General features: G+C 55.1%; 21 protein-coding genes. 12 read left to right on the forward strand and 9 right to left on the reverse strand.

Annotated elements, in window-relative coordinates; translation table 11 throughout:
• The first annotated feature begins 27 nt into the window (after positions 1 to 27).
• Together aat and infA are read left to right on the forward strand one after the other, a co-directional pair.
• Positions 28 to 720, forward strand: coding sequence for a leucyl/phenylalanyl-tRNA--protein transferase (aat, locus tag FHW71_RS08195; protein ID WP_036647907.1), 693 nt, complete (start codon positions 28 to 30; stop codon positions 718 to 720).
• A gap of 346 nt (positions 721 to 1,066) precedes the next feature.
• On the forward strand, positions 1,067 to 1,285 hold the full coding sequence (gene infA, locus FHW71_RS08200; RefSeq protein ID WP_002211347.1) for a translation initiation factor IF-1: 219 nt from the start codon (positions 1,067 to 1,069) through the stop codon (positions 1,283 to 1,285).
• Positions 1,286 to 1,375: 90 nt separating this feature from the next.
• Here the strand turns inward: infA and clpA are convergent, their stop codons facing one another.
• Complete coding sequence (gene clpA / locus FHW71_RS08205; protein ID WP_008102430.1) at positions 1,376 to 3,655, reverse strand: ATP-dependent Clp protease ATP-binding subunit ClpA; 2,280 nt, start codon at positions 3,653 to 3,655, stop codon at positions 1,376 to 1,378.
• 55 nt (positions 3,656 to 3,710) lie between these two features.
• Positions 3,711 to 4,031, reverse strand: coding sequence for an ATP-dependent Clp protease adapter ClpS (gene clpS, locus FHW71_RS08210; RefSeq protein ID WP_007887621.1), 321 nt, complete (start codon positions 4,029 to 4,031; stop codon positions 3,711 to 3,713).
• 323 nt (positions 4,032 to 4,354) lie between these two features.
• On the opposite strand from clpS, the gene cspD reads away from it, so the two are divergent.
• Positions 4,355 to 4,582, forward strand: coding sequence for a cold shock-like protein CspD (gene cspD, locus FHW71_RS08215; protein ID WP_007887624.1), 228 nt, complete (start codon positions 4,355 to 4,357; stop codon positions 4,580 to 4,582).
• Between the two features lie 92 nt (positions 4,583 to 4,674).
• On the opposite strand, the gene FHW71_RS08220 is transcribed toward cspD, so the two are convergent.
• Positions 4,675 to 6,315, reverse strand: coding sequence for an ATP-dependent endonuclease (locus FHW71_RS08220; protein ID WP_179451404.1), 1,641 nt, complete (start codon positions 6,313 to 6,315; stop codon positions 4,675 to 4,677).
• A gap of 137 nt (positions 6,316 to 6,452) precedes the next feature.
• On the opposite strand from FHW71_RS08220, the gene FHW71_RS08225 reads away from it, so the two are divergent.
• From FHW71_RS08225 to ltaE, 3 genes are all read left to right on the forward strand, one after another.
• Entirely contained in the window at positions 6,453 to 7,349 is an 897-nt protein-coding gene (locus FHW71_RS08225) for a lysine exporter LysO family protein (RefSeq protein WP_154192089.1), read from the forward strand.
• Positions 7,350 to 7,452: 103 nt separating this feature from the next.
• Positions 7,453 to 9,174 carry a ubiquinone-dependent pyruvate dehydrogenase gene (gene poxB, locus FHW71_RS08230; RefSeq protein WP_179451406.1) on the forward strand — a complete coding sequence of 574 codons (1,722 nt, stop codon included), beginning with the start codon at positions 7,453 to 7,455 and terminating at the stop codon, positions 9,172 to 9,174.
• Between the two features lie 67 nt (positions 9,175 to 9,241).
• A complete protein-coding gene (gene ltaE, locus FHW71_RS08235; RefSeq protein ID WP_179451408.1) occupies positions 9,242 to 10,243 on the forward strand; it encodes a low-specificity L-threonine aldolase in 1,002 nt (333 codons plus the stop codon).
• Between the two features lie 37 nt (positions 10,244 to 10,280).
• Here the strand turns inward: ltaE and FHW71_RS08240 are convergent, their stop codons facing one another.
• Positions 10,281 to 11,105: an N-acetylmuramoyl-L-alanine amidase gene (locus FHW71_RS08240; RefSeq protein WP_179451410.1), complete on the reverse strand. Its 825-nt coding sequence runs from the start codon at positions 11,103 to 11,105 to the stop codon at positions 10,281 to 10,283.
• Complete coding sequence (locus FHW71_RS08245) at positions 11,105 to 11,425, reverse strand: heavy metal-binding domain-containing protein (protein ID WP_007887640.1); 321 nt, start codon at positions 11,423 to 11,425, stop codon at positions 11,105 to 11,107. Before FHW71_RS08245 ends, FHW71_RS08240 begins: the two co-directional genes overlap by 1 nt.
• A gap of 98 nt (positions 11,426 to 11,523) precedes the next feature.
• On the opposite strand from FHW71_RS08245, the gene FHW71_RS08250 reads away from it, so the two are divergent.
• The 6 genes from FHW71_RS08250 (at position 11,524) to artJ (FHW71_RS08275) (ending at position 16,033) form a co-directional block, all read left to right on the forward strand.
• Positions 11,524 to 12,063 (forward strand): lipoprotein, encoded by a 540-nt coding sequence (locus FHW71_RS08250; protein WP_154153077.1) that lies wholly within the window; start codon positions 11,524 to 11,526, stop codon positions 12,061 to 12,063.
• 239 nt (positions 12,064 to 12,302) lie between these two features.
• Positions 12,303 to 13,031, forward strand: coding sequence for an arginine ABC transporter ATP-binding protein ArtP (artP, locus tag FHW71_RS08255; protein WP_008102444.1), 729 nt, complete (start codon positions 12,303 to 12,305; stop codon positions 13,029 to 13,031).
• A gap of 15 nt (positions 13,032 to 13,046) precedes the next feature.
• Positions 13,047 to 13,778, forward strand: a complete 732-nt coding sequence (gene artJ / locus FHW71_RS08260; RefSeq protein WP_008102446.1) for an arginine ABC transporter substrate-binding protein — start codon at positions 13,047 to 13,049, stop codon at positions 13,776 to 13,778.
• A 6-nt stretch (positions 13,779 to 13,784) separates the two neighbouring features.
• Positions 13,785 to 14,498 carry an arginine ABC transporter permease ArtQ gene (gene artQ, locus FHW71_RS08265; RefSeq protein ID WP_179451412.1) on the forward strand — a complete coding sequence of 238 codons (714 nt, stop codon included), beginning with the start codon at positions 13,785 to 13,787 and terminating at the stop codon, positions 14,496 to 14,498.
• Between the two features lie 2 nt (positions 14,499 to 14,500).
• Positions 14,501 to 15,169, forward strand: coding sequence for an arginine ABC transporter permease ArtM (gene artM, locus FHW71_RS08270; RefSeq protein ID WP_179451414.1), 669 nt, complete (start codon positions 14,501 to 14,503; stop codon positions 15,167 to 15,169).
• 132 nt (positions 15,170 to 15,301) lie between these two features.
• The gene (artJ, locus tag FHW71_RS08275; RefSeq protein WP_097094391.1) at positions 15,302 to 16,033 is read left to right on the forward strand and encodes an arginine ABC transporter substrate-binding protein; all 732 of its coding nucleotides are present in this window, start codon (positions 15,302 to 15,304) and stop codon (positions 16,031 to 16,033) included.
• A gap of 62 nt (positions 16,034 to 16,095) precedes the next feature.
• Here the strand turns inward: artJ (FHW71_RS08275) and rlmC are convergent, their stop codons facing one another.
• From rlmC to potH, 4 genes are all read right to left on the reverse strand, one after another.
• The gene (gene rlmC / locus FHW71_RS08280) at positions 16,096 to 17,232 is read right to left on the reverse strand and encodes a 23S rRNA (uracil(747)-C(5))-methyltransferase RlmC (protein ID WP_179451416.1); all 1,137 of its coding nucleotides are present in this window, start codon (positions 17,230 to 17,232) and stop codon (positions 16,096 to 16,098) included.
• Positions 17,233 to 17,280: 48 nt separating this feature from the next.
• Entirely contained in the window at positions 17,281 to 17,748 is a 468-nt protein-coding gene (locus tag FHW71_RS08285; protein WP_179451418.1) for a YbjO family protein, read from the reverse strand.
• 71 nt (positions 17,749 to 17,819) lie between these two features.
• The gene (gene potI / locus FHW71_RS08290) at positions 17,820 to 18,665 is read right to left on the reverse strand and encodes a putrescine ABC transporter permease PotI (RefSeq protein WP_008102460.1); all 846 of its coding nucleotides are present in this window, start codon (positions 18,663 to 18,665) and stop codon (positions 17,820 to 17,822) included.
• A complete protein-coding gene (gene potH, locus FHW71_RS08295) occupies positions 18,662 to 19,618 on the reverse strand; it encodes a putrescine ABC transporter permease PotH (RefSeq protein WP_008102463.1) in 957 nt (318 codons plus the stop codon). The genes potI and potH overlap by 4 nt, the downstream gene beginning before the upstream one ends.
• Between the last annotated feature and the right edge of the window lie 9 nt (positions 19,619 to 19,627).

Consider the following 19,627-nt stretch of genomic DNA (forward strand, 5'->3'; position numbering starts at 1 on the left):
CCAACAGCCCTGAGTGTGATTGACGCAATGAGACTGATACAGCTTTCACGAGATTCATTAAATTTCCCACCACCGGAAATGGCGCTGCGCGAGCCCAATGGATTACTGGCGATGGGCGGCGATCTCTCCCCTGCTCGCCTGATGAATGCTTATCAGCGTGGCATTTTCCCGTGGTTTTCTCCGGGCGATCCGATTCTTTGGTGGTCGCCGGATCCCCGCGCGGTAATGCTGCCAGAATCTTTCCATCTCAGCCGCAGTATGGCGCGCTTCCATAAGCGCTCACCGTATCGGGTTACCATGAATCATGCATTTCCACAGGTGCTGGAAGGCTGCGCCAGCGGTCGACAGGAAGGTACGTGGATTACATTTGAAGTGAAACGTGCGTGGCTACGGTTGTACGAACTGGGCCATGCACATTCGATCGAAGTCTGGTGCGATCAGCAACTGGTTGGCGGGATGTATGGCCTGGCGCTGGGGCAAATTTTTTGCGGTGAATCGATGTTTAGCCGTCAGGAAAATGCTTCGAAAACCGCACTCTGGGTATTCGCGCAACATTTTCTCGCGCATCAGGGCCGACTGATTGATTGTCAGGTACTGAACCCGCATACCGCTTCCCTTGGTGCGGTTGAAATTCCCCGCGTCGATTATCTACAGTACGTGCAAACGCTGGCGTGGCAACCGGTTTCCGAGAGTTGCTGGCAAACACAAACCCTTTTTTGACATCGGTCACCGATGTTTTGCACACAATTCCCGACAAAAGTGATACAATAAGCGAGTTTGGTATGTCGTCCGCGCTTCGCTGTGGCGAGCCGGAATTGCCAGGTTGGGAATCTCACACATTTCCCGAAGCTGTTTTGATTGTGCAACTGATGCCGATTGCTACAGATTCTTAGCCCGCTAATCCCCCGCAGACGTCAAAAAACACCCTAATTTATCCGTACTGCACGCGCAACGGCGCGACGCACGGCGAAGCGTTGGCAAAATCATCAACGGTTCTTTACATAAATCATGGAATTCGGCATTATCTTGCCGGTTCAACAGTTTGGTAGTACACCCAGAGGATTCGATGGCCAAAGAAGACAATATTGAAATGCAAGGTACCGTACTGGATACGTTACCGAACACCATGTTCCGCGTAGAGCTTGAAAACGGGCACGTGGTTACCGCTCATATCTCCGGTAAAATGCGCAAAAACTACATCCGCATCCTGACGGGCGACAAAGTGACTGTCGAGTTGACCCCGTACGACCTGAGCAAAGGCCGCATTGTCTTCCGTAGTCGCTAAGTAAATATTCACATCTCGCGATGGTTATATTTACATAGCGCGAAAAAAAGGCCGGATTCGCATCCGGCCTTTTTCATATCTGCATTTCGCTTAGTGCACTGTACCTTCGGTTTTACGCTTTTCCGCACTCAGGAAATGGTAAGTAAGCTGGTTTTTATCTTTATCCAGCGCTACTGATACCGATCCACCATCAACCAGCGAACCAAACAGCAGTTCATTCGCCAACGGTTTCTTCAGATTTTCCTGTACGGCACGTGCCATCGGACGCGCTCCCATCGCTTTGTCGTAACCTTTATCAGCCAGCCAATCGCGCGCGTCATCGCTAACTTCCAGCGATACGCCCTTCGCATCCAGCTGAGCCTGCAACTCGACGATGAATTTATCCACTACCTGATGAATCACTTCCTGAGACAGGTGACGGAACCAGATAATGTTGTCGAGACGGTTACGGAACTCTGGCGTGAAGATCTTTTTGATCTCTTCCATCGCGTCAGTACTGTTATCCTGATGAATCAGGCCAATCGACTTACGTTCAGTCTCGCGTACACCGGCGTTGGTGGTCATCACCAGCACCACGTTGCGGAAGTCTGCTTTACGGCCGTTGTTATCGGTCAGCATACCGTTGTCCATCACCTGCAGCAGCAGGTTGAAGACATCCGGGTGCGCTTTCTCAATTTCATCCAGCAGCACCACAGCGTGCGGGTGTTTAATGACCGCATCTGTCAGCAAACCGCCCTGATCGAAGCCAACGTAGCCCGGAGGCGCACCAATCAAGCGGCTGACGGTGTGACGTTCCATATACTCGGACATATCAAAACGCAGTAGCTCGATCCCCAGCGCTTTGGCTAACTGGACAGTAACTTCTGTTTTACCGACACCGGTTGGGCCCGCAAACAGGAAGGAACCAACCGGTTTACGATCCTGACCCAAACCTGCACGGCTCATTTTGATCGCTTCAGTCAGTGCTTCAATCGCATTATCCTGACCAAACACCAGCATCTTCAGACGATCGCCAAGATTTTTCAGCGTATCGCGATCGGTTGCTGACACGCTCTGCTCAGGAATACGCGCAATACGCGCCACCACCGTTTCGATATCCGAAACGTTGACGGTTTTCTTACGCTTGCTGACCGGCACCAGGCGCGCACGCGCACCGGCTTCGTCGATCACGTCAATAGCTTTATCCGGCAGATGGCGATCGTTGATGTATTTCACCGCCAGTTCCACCGCCGCACGCACCGCTTTCGCGGTATAACGCACATCATGGTGCGCTTCGTACTTCGGCTTCAGGCCGTTAAGGATCTGCACGGTCTCTTCCACAGAAGGCTCGGTAATATCGATCTTCTGGAAACGACGCGCCAGCGCACGATCCTTCTCAAAGATATTGCTGAATTCCTGATAAGTGGTTGAACCCATCACGCGGATTTTACCGCTGGAGAGCAATGGTTTGATCAGGTTTGCCGCATCGACCTGGCCACCCGATGCCGCACCGGCACCGATAATGGTATGAATTTCATCAATAAACAGGATGCTGTTACTGTCCTGTTCCAGCTGTTTCAGCAGCGCTTTGAAACGTTTTTCAAAATCACCACGGTATTTGGTACCCGCCAGCAGCGAACCGATGTCGAGTGAATAGATGGTGCACTCTTTCATCACTTCCGGTACGTCGCCCTGCACAATGCGCCAGGCAAGCCCTTCAGCAATCGCGGTTTTACCCACGCCCGATTCGCCCACCAGCAGCGGGTTGTTCTTACGACGACGGCATAATACCTGAACAGTACGTTCCAGCTCTTTATCGCGGCCGATCAGCGGATCGATTCCGCCGACACGAGCAAGCTGATTAAGATTGGTGGTGAAGTTTTCCATACGATCCTCCCCGCCTGCTTGCTCTTCGTTAACCGGATTCTCCGCGTTGTTCTGCGGCTGGCCGGGTTCGTCTTTACGCGTACCATGGGAGATGAAGTTCACCACATCGAGGCGGCTCACTTCGTGTTTGCGCAGCAGATAAGCCGCTTGCGACTCCTGCTCGCTGAAAATCGCGACCAGCACGTTCGCGCCTGCGACTTCGCTGCGACCGGAAGACTGGACATGGAATACCGCGCGCTGCAACACGCGCTGGAAGCTGAGCGTAGGTTGGGTATCGCGCTCCTCTTCACTGGCAGGCAGCACCGGCGTGGTTTGTTCGATGAAGGCTTCGAGTTCCTGACGCAGAGCCACGATATCCACCGAGCAGGCTTCCAGTGCCTCTCTGGCCGACGGGTTACTGAGCAATGCCAGCAACAGATGCTCGACGGTCATAAACTCATGACGGTGCTCGCGCGCTCTGGCGAAAGCCATATTTAAACTGAGTTCCAGTTCTTGATTGAGCATTTGGCACCTCCCCCAATTATCGCTCTGACAACCTATCTCCTATATGGAGATGGCTTCAGGCTTTTTCTAGCGTACACAGCAACGGATGTTCATTATCTCGTGCGTAATTGTTCACCTGGGCTACTTTGGTCTCCGCCACTTCTGCAGTGAATACACCACAGATTGCTTTTCCATGGTAGTGAACTTTCAACATCAGCTGCGTTGCACGTTCAATATCATAAGAAAAGAACTTTTGCAGAACGTCAATAACAAATTCCATAGGTGTATAATCGTCATTGTTGAGAATGACTTTATACATTGAAGGCGGCTTTAACCCTTCGCGTACTTTATCTTCGGCTAGATGTTCAAAATTAAGCCAGTCGTTTGTGTTTGCCATAATGTTCCGTCGAAATTCTGCGTTACGGTTGTGCACATCTCTGCGCCCATTCCTAAAGTTTAACATGCCTGTCAAGCCGGTTTTCAGATGATAAAAACTGGCCCTAAAAGCACATGCGCGACCTGTATCACAAAATTTGCAATAGCGTTAACTGCCTCAAATTTTGATGAATTTATCCCCGTCCGCCAGGGCCGTTTGCTTGACGATAAGGTCCGTTTCTCTACATTCTACTAACACAAGCTGATTGAGTTTTAAACAAACTCGACTCACAGCTTCAATGACCTCACCTACTTATCAAAATGTCTTGCGAGGGAAGTAAAAGCATGGAGACGGGTACAGTAAAATGGTTCAACAACGCCAAAGGCTTCGGGTTTATCTGTCCGATTAGCGGCGGCGACGATATCTTCGCACACTACTCCACGATTCAGATGGAGGGATACAGAACGCTGAAAGCTGGCCAGCAGGTTCAGTTTGATGTCCATGAAGGACCAAAAGGCAATCATGCCAGCCTGATCGTGCCCTGTGAAGCTACGCAAGCTGCGGTCGCTTAACACGCATGCTGTTTCACATATTCTGACCACTCCCGAAAAAAAATGCCAGCCGCAGACGCTGGCATTTTTATTTGGCGCATCTCACCCTTTCATTAATCCGCCCGACCGCGCGCCAACCACATCACGTGCGCAAACAGTTGATCCAGCAACGGCGGAATCGCCTGTGGCCCGCGTTCAGCCGCAGCCATCGCGACGGCAATCGCCAGCTCAGGTTTCGAGCTGTGCTGAATGGCTTTACTAATAATACGCCGCGTATTCATCGGCGCGTTTAACGGCAGGTGCGCCGTCTGGTGATAAACATCGCTGAAGCCCTGTTTATAGAGAAAATGTTCGATATCCGGTGCTGGAAACTGAGTGAGATGATCGCTCTCCCGCGCCGCCGATGGCAGCTGACTGCGGGCGGTAGCTGCATATTTGCTGCCCGCCTGGTCGCCATCGGTCAGCACATGCCAGGCGATGCCCATGCGTTGAGCAAACTTCAGCAGCGGTTTCAAACCCGATTGCGCAAACTCAATTACTTTCACCCCTTCCGCAGCGAAGTGATAGCCACGCTGTCGCGCCAGCTCATTGATGATCCACACTTCGGTCTCGCCTTCCACCAGCAGCCAGCAGCGGGCAAAAAGCGCCGAAGGACGATTCACACGGATGTGGAAACCGATACGGCGGCTCTCTTCAGCACTTAAACCTTCGGGTCCAATGCGCCATGCCGCCACGCGCGCGGGTTCGCGCACCAGACGACAGATATTCTCCAGCGGCACCTGCGATAGCAGTTCGCCCGAGTTGGTGGTGGCGATTTTTTGCAGCGGCATCAGCTCCAGTAAATTCCACGCCACCGACAGCATAATGGGATGCAGCCGCGTTTCTGGATCTTCCACCAGCAGCAGCGGATGCGCGCCCGCCGGCAGCGGTTCGTTGCCGTGCGCCTGAATCAACAGCGAGAACATACGCAGCAAAATCACCTGACGACTGCGCGATTCCGTACCGGCAATCAGGTGGTTTAGTTTATCCAGCGATCGCCAGCCTTCGCTGCCATCGCGAACTTCCGGTGCCACGCGCGGCGCGCTACTGCCTGATTGCTGCACCAGAAAATAGTGTTCCAGCAGCTGCTGCATGGTGTGCAATCCCTGCCGCAACAGCTCGTCGCTCAGCGTTTGTGGCCGCACCACCAAATCGCGCGTCAGATTTTCCACTTCCTGTGCCAATGCCGTCAGCGTCGTCGCGCGGCGTTCAACATCGCTGTCCGCATGGCGGTTACGACGGCCAAAACGCGCATCGCGTAAACGCAATACCGGATAATAAGCGCGCAGATGTGCCAGCGCCGCGTCGGTGCCTGCCAGCGGCAACACATCGTTATGCTGATCGATGAACCGCCAGCTGGTTTTTACGCCCTGATCCTGACGCTTAGCGCGAGTGCTAAAGCGAATGTAGCGGCCGTGCTCATCGTGCTGCCAGAAGGGCTGAAACAACGCGCTTTCATCATCGCTCTGAGCGCGAAAACGAAATATCAGCTGCAACTGACGCATGCGGGCATCAATATCGCCGGGAGGAAAGTGGAAGTCGTGTTCAGTGAATTGATAAGGCTCGGCGGCAGGCGCCAGCAACAGCGTCAAGGCATCGAGCAGGCTCGATTTACCCCAGGCATTTTCCCCAATCAGCAAATTGGTGTTGGTCAACGGCAACGACAGCCGATTAATACCGCGAAAACCGTGAATTTCGATATGTTCCAGAATCATCATACATTCCATCCGAAGCTTTGCCTGAGCATGGTCCGCCACGTTGCGTTGGTCAAGTCAGCGACGGGGGAAAAGGTTTACACTTCAACTGTTTTTCGCTAGCGTGGCAGCCCGCCAATCATGGATCGAAAACCCACATGTACGGATTGATTATCATCCTTTTGCCGCTGATTCTCGGCTATCTGCTGCCGCTGCGGCACACCACGCTTTTACAGGCGGTTGGCCGCACGCTGAGCGCGCTGGTCTACATCATTCTGTTCTTTATGGGCACCAGCCTGGCGTTTCTCGATAACCTGAGCAGCAATCTGCTGGCCATTTTCCACATCGCGCTGGTGAGTATGTTGAGCATTCTTGCCTGCTCGCTGCTGGCGCTGTGGCTGCTGGAGCGGCGCTGGCCGTGGCGTCATCAGCACAAACCTCAAGCGCTGCCGTCAAGGCTGCATATGGCGCTGGAGTCGCTCAAGTTGTGCGGTTCGGTGCTGGCGGGCTTTCTGCTTGGTTTGAGTCAGTGGGCGCCGCTTCGTCATGCCTCGACGATCAGTGAATACGCCTTGATGCTGATGCTATTGCTGGTCGGTATTCAACTGCGCAGCAGCGGCATGACGCTGCGTCAAATCACCATCAACCGGCGCGGCATGTTGGTGGCGCTGGTATCGCTGTGCAGTGCACTGGTGGGCGGCATGATTGCCGCGCTGCTGTTAGATCTGCCGCTTAAAACCGGTCTGGCGTTAGCCAGCGGCTTCGGCTGGTATTCACTCTCAGGAATACTGATGAGCGAATCGTTCGGCCCGGTGATAGGCAGCGCCGCCTTCTTCAATGACCTACTGCGTGAGCTGATTACCATTATGCTGATTCCGCTGCTGATAACGCGTCAACGCAGCATGACGCTAGGTTTGAGCGGCGCGACCTCGATGGATTTCACCCTGCCGATCCTGCAACGCACCGGCGGCATGGAAATCGTGCCCGCCGCCATTGTGCACGGTTTTATTATGAGTTTGCTGGCGCCTATCCTGATCGCACTGTTCTCGGCATAACGCATTTTTTCACGGCTGCACGCCAGCTTCATCGTCTACGCTTTCTGACTGACACGTTTTCGCCATCGGCATGGATGGCTCAACACCAGAAAGGAGCATAACGATGAAGCAAACTGTGGCAGCAATGCTGGCAAAAACCCTCGAAAACGCCGGCGTGAAACGCATTTGGGGCGTCACCGGTGACTCACTTAACGGGCTGAGCGACAGCCTGAATCGCATGGGCACCATTGAATGGATGCCAACGCGCCATGAAGAAGTGGCGGCGTTCGCGGCCGGCGCCGAAGCCCAAATCAGCGGCGAGCTGGCGGTATGCGCCGGTTCCTGTGGACCGGGCAACCTGCATCTCATCAACGGCTTGTTTGATTGCCACCGCAACCACGTTCCGGTATTGGCGATCGCCGCCCACATCCCTTCCAGCGAAATCGGCAGCGGCTACTTCCAGGAAACCCATCCGCAAGAATTGTTCCGCGAATGCAGCCACTATTGCGAGCTGGTGTCCAATCCGGAGCAGCTGCCGCAGGTGCTGGGCATTGCAATGCGTAAAGCGATTCTCAATCGTGGCGTATCGGTAATTGTGATCCCCGGTGACGTGGCGTTGCAGCCAGCGCCGGAAAGCGCACGCAGCGAATGGTATCCACCGCAGCTGCCGCATGTGGTGCCAACCGCCAGCGAAGTATCCGCCTTAGCCGAAACGCTGAACGCAGCGAAAAATATCACTCTGCTGTGCGGTAGCGGTTGTGCTGGCGCGCACGCCGAAGTAGTGAAGCTGGCAGAAACGCTGAAAGCGCCGATCGTGCATGCGATGCGCGGTAAAGAGCACATCGAATACGACAACCCTTACGATGTCGGCATGACCGGATTGATTGGCTTTTCCTCTGGTTTCCACGCCATGATGAACGCCGATACTTTAGTGCTGCTGGGGACGCAGTTCCCCTATCGCGCCTTCTATCCGGCCGATGCCAAAATCATCCAGATCGACATCAATCCCGGCAGCCTTGGCTCCCACAGCCATGTGGATATGGCGCTGGTCGGTGACATCAAAACCACCTTGCATGCGCTGCAGCCGCAGCTCACCAGCAAAACCGATCGCCAGCATCTGGATAAAGCGCTGGAGCATTATGTCGATGCGCGTAAAGGGCTGGATGAGTTGGCCACCGCCAACGATAAGTTGGCAATTCACCCGCAATATCTGGCCCAGCAAATCAGTGAATATGCCGATGACGACGCCATCTTTACCTGCGACGTCGGCACGCCAACCGTGTGGGCGGCGCGCTATCTGAAGATGAACGGCAAACGTCGTTTAATCGGCTCGTTCAATCACGGTTCGATGGCCAACGCCATGCCGCAGGCGTTGGGCGCGCAGTCGCTGGACAAGCAGCGTCAGGTGGTTGCGCTGTGTGGCGACGGCGGTTTTAGCATGCTACTGGGCGATTTCATTTCGGTGGCGCAGCTGAAACTGCCGGTGAAACTGGTGATCTTCAATAACAGCGTGCTGGGCTTTGTGGCGATGGAGATGAAAGCTGGCGGCTATCTAACCGATGGCACCGATCTCGAAAACCCTGATTTCGCCGCCATTGCCGCCGCCTGCGGCATCAAAGGCATTCGCGTCGAGAAAGCCTCCGATCTCAACGGCGCGCTGCAGGAAGCCTTTGCACATGATGGTCCGGTGCTGCTTGATGTGATTACCGCCAAGGAAGAGTTGTCGATGCCGCCGCAGATCAAAGCCGAGCAGGCCAAAGGTTTCAGCCTCTATATGATGCGCGCCATTCTGAATGGACGTGGTGATGAGATCGTGGAGCTGGCGAAAACCAACTGGCTGAGGTAAAACAATTCAGGCCAAACATGATGATAACGCGGGCGCTCTGCCCGCTTTTTTATTTCAGGAGAGCGACGTGATCGATTTACGCAGTGATACCGTAACCCGCCCGAGTGCTGCCATGCTCGATGCCATGATGGCAGCCGAAACTGGCGATGATGTCTACCGCGATGACCCCACCGTACACGCACTGGAAGTCGAAGCCGCACGCTTGAGCGGCAAAGCCGCTGCCCTGTTCTTCCCTACCGGCACGCAGGCCAATCTGGTGGCGCTGCTGTGTCACTGCCAGCGCGGCGATGAATATATCGTGGGTCAGCAGGCGCACAACTATAAATATGAAGCCGGTGGTGCAGCGGTGCTCGGCAGCATTCAGCCGCAGCCGATTTTGCACGCCGAAGATGGTTCCCTGCCGCTGGCGGATGTAGCTGCCGCCATCAAACCCGACGATTTCCACTTCGCCCGCACGCGTCTGTTGAGCCTGGAAAATACCCATCACGGTAAAGTGCTGCCGCTCAGCTATCTGGAGCAAGCCTGGACATTCACCCGCGAGCGCAAGCTGGCGCTGCACATTGATGGCGCGCGTATTTTTAACGCTGTGGTGGAACAGAACGTTGAACTGGAAGCGATTGCACGTTACTGCGACACCTTAACCATCTGTCTGTCAAAAGGGCTCGGCACGCCGATTGGTTCGCTGTTATGTGGCGATGAAGCCTACATTGAGCAAGCGCGTCGCTGGCGCAAAATGACCGGCGGCGGCATGCGCCAGTCGGGCATTCTGGCCGCTGCGGGCCTGTATGCGTTAAAGCACAATGTCGCGCGTCTCAAAGACGACCATGACAACGCAGCATGGTTAGGCGAGCAGCTGAGTGCCATCGGCGTTGAAGTGCTCAATCAGCACACCAACATGCTGTTTGTGAAGGTGCCAACCGAAAAAGTTGAAGCGCTGAAAAGCTGGATGCAGTCAGGCGATGTGTTAATCAGCGTCGGGCCCGTGACGCGTATTGTCACGCATCTGGATGTCAGCCGTCAGGATCTGCAACGGCTGGTGGCACACTGGCAGGCGTTTCTGCAGCAGTAAACAAACCGTCGCCATTTATGACGACCGATGCGGCGCATCACTGCGCCGCACCGTACTTCGCTAATAACGCACGCGCAATCGCCAGGGTTTCCGCATCGGCGATGCCGCGATAATCACGCGGTCGGAAATGCATCTGAAACGCCGCAATCAGCTTGCGCTGCATCTGCGGCGTGGTTGCCGCCGGGACATCGTAGCCATAGCGCTGCAGCGCATCCAGCAATTCAGCCTGATCCACGCCCTCCTCCGCCTCGCGTCCGTTAAGATAGCGCTGCACCGTTGCCTGCTCTGGCCACGCGCCTAAACCCTGCTCTGCCAGTTGCTGCCACGGAAACAGCGGTCCGGGATCCTGCTTACGCTGCGGCGCGATATCGCTGTGTCCGACCACATTTTCCGGCGCGATACCGTAGCGCTGTGTGATGTCCTCTACCAGCGCCATCAGCGCGCTGATTTGCTGCGGCGTAAAAGGCTGCCACTGCAAACCCGTCAAAGTGCGGCGATAGCCGCTGTTGACGATTTCAATGCCAATCGAGGTGTCATTGATGCGCGTTGCGCCGCGCCAAAAACTCGGGCCCGCATGCCACGCGAGCTGACTTTCCGGCACCAGCTGCCACAACACGCCCTTGCCGTTTTTCTGCGGCGGATGCTGCGGAATCAGATAGTGCGCGCTAACGTCCCGATCGGTCAGTGTCGCCAGCGAACTGGAGAAATCCTCGGCGGTGTAGTGAATCACCACCACCTTAATGCGCGGTCGCGCGCCCTGCGCCGGATGCGCGGTATCGACCCAATAACCGTGGCGCGCTTCAATTGATGACTGACAAGCGCTCAGTAACAACGCCATCGCCAACAGAACCACCACGCGCATTAGCGAATAATCACGGCGGTGCCGGTGACGCTCACCATCAACATGCTGCCCTCTTTACCCACGGTTTCGTAGTCGATATCGATGCCTACTACCGCGTTGGCGCCAAGCGCTTTGGCCTGCTCCTCCAGCTCTTTGAAGGCGATCTGGCGTGCTTTACGTAACTCTTTTTCGTAGGCGCCAGAGCGGCCACCGACGATATCGCGAATGCCGGCGAAGAAATCGCGGAAAATATTGGCGCCGAGAATCGCTTCACCGGCGACCACGCCGCAATATTCACTGATGCTGTGTCCTTCCAGCGTGGGCGTTGTAGAAAATTTCATGATGTTCTCCTTTTCTGAATCAGCTCGTAGCGCTTAAAAGCAAGGCTATACTCTATGCTAAAAATGGCGCTTTGCCAGTGAACAATAAGGAAATCGAGATGAGAAACAATGCCTTTGCGCTGCTTATTCCTGCAGCGTTGCTGCTGAGTGCTTGTACCACCGTTGAGCCGGTCATTAAGGATAATGGCCCGCGCACCGCTGCCTGTGTTGAAGGTGGTCCGGACAGCGTGGCACAACAGTTCTACGATTTACGCGTCAGTCAGCCGACACAAGGTTTGCCAGACAGCAACACGCTGGCGAAATATCGCCCTTACCTCAGCGATCACCTGTATCAGAAACTGCTGAGTGCCAGCAGCCAGAATCCAAAACCGGCGGCCTGGACCAGCGGCGATCTCTTCTCCAGCCTGGCGCAAGGCCCAACGTCGGCAGAGGTTGCCAGCGCATCCACCATTCCTAATCGCGACGCGCGCAATATCCCGCTGCGCGTTGAGCTGAGCCGCGATAACAAAACCTGGAAAGATGAAGTGCTGATGATCCACGAAGGCACTTGCTGGGTAGTTGATGATGTGCGTTATGTCGGCCAGGTGCCACACGTCGGTGGCGGTTCGCTGACGCAGCTGCTGGAAGCGAAAAAGTAACCGTTCACTTTTCCCGCAGTTAACACCATTGATTAGCGCGCCGCATCCTTGCGGCGCTTTTTGTTGATATTTTGTGAACTAAATAGGGCTCGCCAGCCCTCATCCACCTTGAGTTGCGCGATATTGTGCTACGCTTTGGAGGTTTCACTGCTCTTTAATAAATATTAACCCACCACAATTGCATAACTATTCTGGTGACGTTAAAATCCGCGACACTAATTACTATTCATTTTTAGCGCATGAGTATTCAACTAAACGCCATAAACTGTTTTTACGGTGCCCATCAGGCACTGTTCGATATCAACCTGGCTTGTCCGCAGGGTGAAACGCTGGTGTTGCTCGGCCCGAGTGGCGCGGGTAAAAGTTCGCTCCTGCGCGTTCTCAACTTGCTGGAGCAACCGCGTTCCGGCAGCCTGCAGATTGCCGGCAACCAGTTTGATTTCACCAAAGCCCCTTCCGACAGCGCGATTCGCGAGCTGCGGCAGAACGTGGGCATGGTATTCCAGCAATACAATCTGTGGCCGCACCTTAGCGTGGTGCAAAACCTGATTGAAGCGCCGTGCCGCGTGCTCGGTCTCAGCAAAGATGCCGCGCGTGCGCGTGCGGAAAAGCTGCTGGATCGTCTGCGCCTGACGCCGTACGCCGATCGCTTCCCGCTGCATCTTTCCGGCGGCCAGCAGCAGCGCGTCGCGATTGCCCGTGCGCTGATGATGGAGCCGCAGGTGCTGCTGTTTGATGAACCGACCGCCGCGCTTGATCCCGAAATCACCGCCCAGATCGTCAGCATTATTCGTGAGCTGGCACAGACCAACATCACACAAGTGATCGTCACGCACGAAGTGGAAGTGGCGCGTAAAACCGCCAGCCGCGTGGTGTATATGGAAAACGGTCACATTGTTGAGCAAGGCGATGCCAGCCACTTTACACAGCCGCAAACCGACGCGTTTGCTAATTATCTTTCGCATTAAGTCAGGATGCTTCTAATGAAAAAAGTTGTAATTGCTGCCCTCCTTGCTGGCCTGAGCCTCAGCGCTTCAGCGGCACAGACATTGCGTTTTGCTACCGAGGCTTCTTATCCTCCGTTTGAATTCGTCGACTCTGATAACAAAATTCAGGGCTTTGATGTCGATCTGGCTAACGCGCTGTGTAAAGAGATGGATGCGACCTGCACCTTCACCAATCAGGCGTTCGATAGCCTGATCCCCAGCCTGAAATTCCGTCGTTTTGACGCGGTGATGGCGGGCATGGACATCACGCCAGATCGTGAGAAGCAAGTGCTGTTCTCCAAGCCGTACTACGACAACTCTGCCATCTTCATTGCGCAGAAAGGCAAAATGGCTGACGTGGCCGCGCTGAAAGGCAAGCGTGTTGGCGTGCAGAACGGCACCACGCATCAGAAATATCTCTCTGACAAGCACAGCGACATCACCGTTGTGCCTTACGACAGCTACCAGAACGCGGTGCTGGATCTGAAAAACGGTCGCATCGATGCCGTATTCGGTGACACCGCCGTGGTGAACGAGTGGCTGAAGCAGAACGCCAACCTCGCGCCGCTGGGTGAGAAAGTGACGGACAAAGATTACTTCGGTACCGGTTTAGGTATTGCCGTGCGTCAGGGCAACAGCGAGCTGCAGGGCAAATTCAACGCTGCGCTGGAGAAGATCAAAGCTGACGGCACCTACAAAACCATCTACAGCAAATGGTTCCAGCAGTAATTTCTGATGAATGAAATGATTCCACTCGCAAGCGCCGCCGGTATGACCGTCGGCCTTGCCGTTTGTGCACTGATCGCCGGCCTTGTGCTGGCGATGATTTTTGCTGGCTGGGAATCGGTACGCTGGAAACCGTTGGCGTGGCTCGGTACCGCGCTGGTCACGCTGATTCGCGGCCTGCCGGAAATTCTGGTGGTGCTGTTTATCTATTTCGGCGCTTCTCAGCTGCTGCTGACGCTCTCCGATGGCTTCCACATCAATCTCGGCCTGTTCAACATTCCGGTGCAGGTGCAGATTGAAAACTTCGACGTCAGTCCTTTCCTGTGTGGTGTGATTGCGCTGGCGATGCTCTATTCCGCCTATGCGTCACAAACCCTGCGCGGCGCGCTGAAAGCGGTACCGGTGGGTCAATGGGAATCGGGCCAGGCGCTGGGTATGAAGAAGTCGGCGATTTTTCTGCGCCTGATCATGCCGCAGATGTGGCGTCACGCGCTGCCCGGTTTGGGTAACCAATGGCTGGTTTTGCTGAAGGATACTGCGCTGGTCTCGCTGATCAGCGTCAACGATCTGATGCTGCAAACCAAAAGCATTGCCACGCGCACCCAAGAGCCTTTTACCTGGTATCTGGTGGCCGCGGCGATCTATCTGATTATTACGCTGTTCAGTCAGTTCGTGCTGCGCCGCATTGAATTGCGCACCACGCGTTTTGAGCGAGGGGCTTAAGCATGCTGGATTACTTACCCGAGCTGCTGAAAGGGTTACACACCAGCCTGACGCTGACCGTGGCTTCGCTGATTGCGGCTTTGGTGCTCTCTGTGCTCTGCACCATCGTGCTGGCGCTCAAAGTGCCAGTGCTGAATTGGCTGGTGAAAGGCTATATCACCCTGTTTACCGGCACGCCGCTGCTGGTGCAGATCTTCCTGATCTATTACGGTCCCGGCCAATTCCCCAGCATCCAGAACATTCCGTGGCTGTGGCATCTGCTGTCGCAGCCGTGGCTGTGTGCGCTGCTGGCGCTGTCACTCAACAGTGCGGCTTACACCACTCAGCTGTTTTACGGTGCGGTGCGCGCGATTCCGTCCGGTCAATGGCAGTCCTGCGCGGCGCTCGGCATGAACCGCAAAGATACGCTGCGCATTCTGCTGCCGTACGCCTTCAAGCGCGCCCTGTCGTCCTACTCCAATGAAGTGGTGCTGGTATTCAAAAGTACCTCGCTGGCTTACACCATTACGCTGATGGAAGTGATGGGCCACGGGCAGCTGCTGTATGGCCGCACTTACGATATCTCGGTGTACGCTGCCGCTGGCCTGATCTATCTGGTGGTTAACGGCTTACTGACGCTGATGATGCGTTTGGTTGAGAAGCGTGCGCTGGCATTCGAGCACCGTAACTGATGTCACCACAACAGGCGCCCGAAACGGCGCCTGATTTAATTTAAATTATTAAGCAAAAATATTGCATATAAATTCATTAACTGGCATCGTGTAACCCGTTCCGTCTCTGGCATGGTTTACAGGAGTTACATAATGAAAAAATGGATCGTTGCTGCTGCACTGGCAACTCTGGCAATGAATGCTTATGCGGCTGAAAAAATCCGCTTCGCCTCTTCCGCAACTTATCCCCCGTTCGAATCCCTTGATCACGACAACCAAATCGTTGGCTTTGATATCGATCTGGCAAAAGCACTGTGTCAGCAGATGAAAGCGGATTGCACCTTCACCAATAACGCCTTCGATAGCCTGATTCCATCGCTGAAATTCCGTCGCTATGACGCGGTGATTTCCGGCATGGACATCACCGCCGATCGCAGTAAGCAGGTCGATTTCACCCAGCCTTACTACGCTAACTCGGCGATTGTGATTGCGCATAAAGGCCAGTTCACCGATTTCAGCCAGCTGAAAGGCAAACGCGTTGGCGTTGAGAACGGCACCACGCATCAAAAATACCTGCTGGAGAAACATCCGGAGGTGATTGCGGTGGCGTATGACAGCTATCAGAACGCGATTCTCGATCTGAAAAACGGTCGGCTGAACGGCGTGTTTGGTGATACGGCGGTGGTAAATCAGTGGCTGAAGGCCAATGATGATCTCAGCGCTGTCGGCGAGCACATCACCGATACCGACTTCTTCGGCACCGGTTTAGGCATTGCAGTACGCAAAGGCAATGAGCCGCTGCTCAACGAGCTGAACAGCGCGTTAGTGGCGTTGAAAGCCAACGGCACCTGGCAGCAGATCAATCAGAAGTGGTTCCCGGAATAAGCATTATGGGATAGCGTGGCGGGCGCCAGACAGGTTCTGCACGTCCTCCGTTCCGGTGAACGCTACGCTGTTCCGCCCTTCTTGCTTAACAAACACAGCACTTCAAAATGCGCAGTATGCGGGAACATGTCGAACAGCTGCACTCGGATCACGTCATACTCCGCCAGACGCGCAATATCCTGCGCCATGCTGGTGGGATTGCAGCTGGAATAGAGAATGTAATCCGGCGCCATCTCACTGAGATAAGCACACAACTCTGCGCCGATACCACGACGCGGCGGATTCACCAGCACCAGCTGCGGCACCGCTTCACGCGAAGTGGCGAACTGAGTGGAATCCAGCGCGGCAAAACTCACTTTTTCTAATCCAAGCTGCTGCGCCGACTGCTGCGCACAGGCGATGGCTTCAGCATTGATTTCGATACCGGTCAGCTGCATCTCCGGCGTTGCGCAGTGCAAACCAAATCCCCCGACGCCACAAAACAGATCCCACATGCTGCTAACCGGCAACTGCGCAACCCAATCACGCGCGGTGGCATAGAGATCGGCGGCAACCTGTGGATTGGTCTGGAAGAAGCTTTGCGGACGAATATACAGTGGCACCTGATTAAAGCGCTCCGCCAGCGCCTGATCCGGCGTCAGCGCAATTTCTTCATCACCTTCAAGAATCGCCATATGCACCGGCTGAATATTAGCGGAGATCACCTTCAGCTGCGGCAGCTGCTGTTGCAGCCACGGCAAGGCAGCGCGCAGCTGCTGCAGCTTGCTGGTGGAACGCAGCACAAAACGCAGCATCATGCCGCCCTGGGTACTCTCGGTCAGCAACAGGAATTTCAGTTCACCGCGTTTGCGCGCCACGTTATACGGCGTTAAACCAGCGCGGGCGATAAAGGGTTTGAGTAGCGTGAACACCGCGCTGAAGCTGTCGGCATAGAGCGGACAAGCGCAGAGATCGACCGGATCACCGTCGCGCGCCACCATGCCGAAAATCGGCCGCTCAACGCTACCGCTCACCACCATTTTGGCTTTATTACGAAATCCTTGCTGCGCGGATTGCACCGGCGGCAACCATTCGCCCACCGGCCTCTCAGCCAGCAGTTGTTCCAGCAACGACTGCTTGTCGTTGAGCTGTTGCGGATAGGGTTTTTCCAGCCACTGGCACGAACGACAGCGACCGGCATCATAAAGCGCGCAATGCATGCAAATGCCTGTATTCAGAATCGGGAGAAAAAATGGGGGGCGATTGTATCACCGGTGCCGGAAAAAAGCGCGACTGCTGGCGGGCACAAACAGCAGCGCTAACACCAGCACATCCGGCAGTTTTTGCAGCAGCGTGTGATGAATAATTTGCGCATTACTTTCGCCAGGGATGCTGAAAATTTCCGGGTAGATCCAGCCCACCGATGCCATCAACATGTAGATCAACACAATGATTTGCGTCGCGACATAGCCCCAGCGCCCACGATTTTTGCCGCGCATAAGGGTAAAAGCGCAGCGCAGTTCAAACAGGAAAATCAGCTGGCTGGCGATAAAGATCAGCGTGGAATCCCAGGCTTGCGCGCTGCGATGCACGAAATTGGCAAGTTCGTCGTAACCCAGTTCGTTGGCCAGCATCAACACGCTGAGGCAGCGCGTAATGATGATGGCGCAGCCTGCGACCATTACCGGCACCGGCGTAGCGTTAATCATTGAACCGTGTTTCAGGGTTTCCGACATGGTGGAGCTCCGTGACTGAGGTGCGCATAAATGCGCACCCTACAAAACCGTACATCCTAATGTTACGGCGTTCAGCCACGTTTTGCCTTCTGAATATCGCGTAAACGCTGCTTTTCTTCGTGCGCCATAAAGCGCCAGGCGATAAAACCGACTAAACCGACGACAAACAGAATCAGCGAGGCTAAAGCGTTGATCTCCGGATTCACGCCACGACGCACGGTAGCGAAAATCGCCATCGGCAAAGTGGTCGCGCCTGGGCCGGTCACGAAGCTGGCAATCACCAAATCATCCAGCGATAGGGTAAACGCCAGCAGCCAGCCGGTAACAATCGCGGGCGCGATCATCGGCACGGTGATCACGAAGAACACTTTCACCGGCGTTGCGCCGAGATCCATCGCCGCCTCTTCAATCGAGCGATCCAGCTCACGCAGACGCGAGTTGATCACCACCGCCACGTAAGCGGTACAGAAGGTCACGTGCGCCAGCCAAATAGTCAGCATGCCGCGATCGCTCGGCCAGCCAAAGGTATTGCCCATCGCCACGAACAGCAGCAACAAGGATAAACCGGTGATCACATCGGGCATTACCAGCGGCGCTGTCAGCATAAAGGCGAAGCCGTTATGCCCACGGAAGCGACCAAAGCGCACTATCACCACCGCCGCCATGGTGCCAAGCACCACCGCCATGGTAGCTGAGAGCGCGGCGATGGTCAGGCTGAGACCCACCGCATCCAGCATCGCCTGATCCTGGAACAGCACCTTGTACCAGTGGAATGAGAAGTTCTCCCACACCGTAACCAGCGGCGAACTGTTGAAGGAGTAAACCACCAGCAGCAGCATCGGCGCGTACAGGAACATAAAGCACAGCACCAGAATCACTGTGCGCCACGGAGAGCGAATGGTCGGTAACTGGCTCATTCTTTCTCTCCCACTTCACGGTTCTGGTGCTTATGGAACCAGATAATCGGCAATATCAGAATCAACAGGATGATCACCGCCAGCGCGGAAGCTACCGGCCAATCGCGGTTGTTAAAGAATTCCTGCCACAAAATACGCCCAATCATGATGCTGTCTGGGCCGCCGAGCAGTTCCGGGATCACGTACTCACCGACCGCCGGAATAAACACCAGCATTGAGCCAGCAATAATTCCGCCTTTGGTCAGCGGCACAATCACGCTGAAGAAAGTTTTCAACGGACGTGCACCGAGATCCAGCGAGGCTTCCACCAGCGAATAATCAATACGCGTCAGCGCGGTATAAATTGGCAGCACCATAAACGGCAGATAGCAGTAAACGATGCCAATATACACCGCCGTGTTGGTGTAGAGGATCACCAGCGGATGATCGATCACGCCGAGCCACATCAGGAAGCGGTTAAGAATGCCGTTGTTGTTGAGCAGGCCCATCCACGCGTATACGCGCACCAGGAACGAGGTCCACGACGGCAGGATCACCAGCAGCAGCAGAATCGTACGCATTGATGGCTTGCTGTGCGCCACCGCCCACGCCAGCGGATATCCGATCATCAGGCAGATAATGGTGGAGATGCCCGCCACTTTCAGCGACGTCAGATATGCGTCGGCATACAGCGGATCGTCGGTCAGCGTGAAGTAGTTACCGAGGTTAAGCACCAGATTGAGCTCGCCATCGGCCCAGGTGACCAAATCGGTGTACGGCGGAATGGCGCGCGCAATATCGGCGAAACTGATCTTCAGCACGATCAGGAACGGTAGCAGGAACAGCAGGATCAGCCACAGATATGGCAAGGCAATCACCAGCTTGCGGCCGTGCTGCATCTTGATGCGCGTGGCCCAGCGCTGCAGCGGCGTGCCCACCACTTCGGGCTCGCTGCGTTGAGAAATCTGGCTCATATCGCCCCC

The sequence above is a fragment of the Enterobacter sp. Sphag1F genome, from assembly GCF_014193275.1.
Classification (GTDB): Bacteria; Pseudomonadota; Gammaproteobacteria; order Enterobacterales; family Enterobacteriaceae; genus Pantoea; species Pantoea symbiotica.

Coding starts and splice junctions, on each gene's coding strand:
- FHW71_RS08225 (WP_154192089.1), top strand. CDS start 6,453: ATGTACGGATTGATTATCATCCTTTTGCCGCTGATTCTCGGCTATCTG.
- aat (WP_036647907.1), top strand. CDS start 28: ATGAGACTGATACAGCTTTCACGAGATTCATTAAATTTCCCACCACCG.
- clpA (WP_008102430.1), bottom strand. CDS start 3,655: ATGCTCAATCAAGAACTGGAACTCAGTTTAAATATGGCTTTCGCCAGA.
- FHW71_RS08250 (WP_154153077.1), top strand. CDS start 11,524: ATGAGAAACAATGCCTTTGCGCTGCTTATTCCTGCAGCGTTGCTGCTG.
- infA (WP_002211347.1), top strand. CDS start 1,067: ATGGCCAAAGAAGACAATATTGAAATGCAAGGTACCGTACTGGATACG.
- FHW71_RS08285 (WP_179451418.1), bottom strand. CDS start 17,748: ATGTCGGAAACCCTGAAACACGGTTCAATGATTAACGCTACGCCGGTG.
- artJ (WP_097094391.1), top strand. CDS start 15,302: ATGAAAAAATGGATCGTTGCTGCTGCACTGGCAACTCTGGCAATGAAT.
- rlmC (WP_179451416.1), bottom strand. CDS start 17,232: ATGCATTGCGCGCTTTATGATGCCGGTCGCTGTCGTTCGTGCCAGTGG.
- potI (WP_008102460.1), bottom strand. CDS start 18,665: ATGAGCCAGTTACCGACCATTCGCTCTCCGTGGCGCACAGTGATTCTG.
- artQ (WP_179451412.1), top strand. CDS start 13,785: ATGAATGAAATGATTCCACTCGCAAGCGCCGCCGGTATGACCGTCGGC.
- FHW71_RS08220 (WP_179451404.1), bottom strand. CDS start 6,315: ATGATTCTGGAACATATCGAAATTCACGGTTTTCGCGGTATTAATCGG.
- potH (WP_008102463.1), bottom strand. CDS start 19,618: ATGAGCCAGATTTCTCAACGCAGCGAGCCCGAAGTGGTGGGCACGCCG.
- FHW71_RS08240 (WP_179451410.1), bottom strand. CDS start 11,105: ATGCGCGTGGTGGTTCTGTTGGCGATGGCGTTGTTACTGAGCGCTTGT.
- artM (WP_179451414.1), top strand. CDS start 14,501: ATGCTGGATTACTTACCCGAGCTGCTGAAAGGGTTACACACCAGCCTG.
- artJ (WP_008102446.1), top strand. CDS start 13,047: ATGAAAAAAGTTGTAATTGCTGCCCTCCTTGCTGGCCTGAGCCTCAGC.
- cspD (WP_007887624.1), top strand. CDS start 4,355: ATGGAGACGGGTACAGTAAAATGGTTCAACAACGCCAAAGGCTTCGGG.
- clpS (WP_007887621.1), bottom strand. CDS start 4,031: ATGGCAAACACAAACGACTGGCTTAATTTTGAACATCTAGCCGAAGAT.
- poxB (WP_179451406.1), top strand. CDS start 7,453: ATGAAGCAAACTGTGGCAGCAATGCTGGCAAAAACCCTCGAAAACGCC.
- artP (WP_008102444.1), top strand. CDS start 12,303: ATGAGTATTCAACTAAACGCCATAAACTGTTTTTACGGTGCCCATCAG.
- FHW71_RS08245 (WP_007887640.1), bottom strand. CDS start 11,425: ATGAAATTTTCTACAACGCCCACGCTGGAAGGACACAGCATCAGTGAA.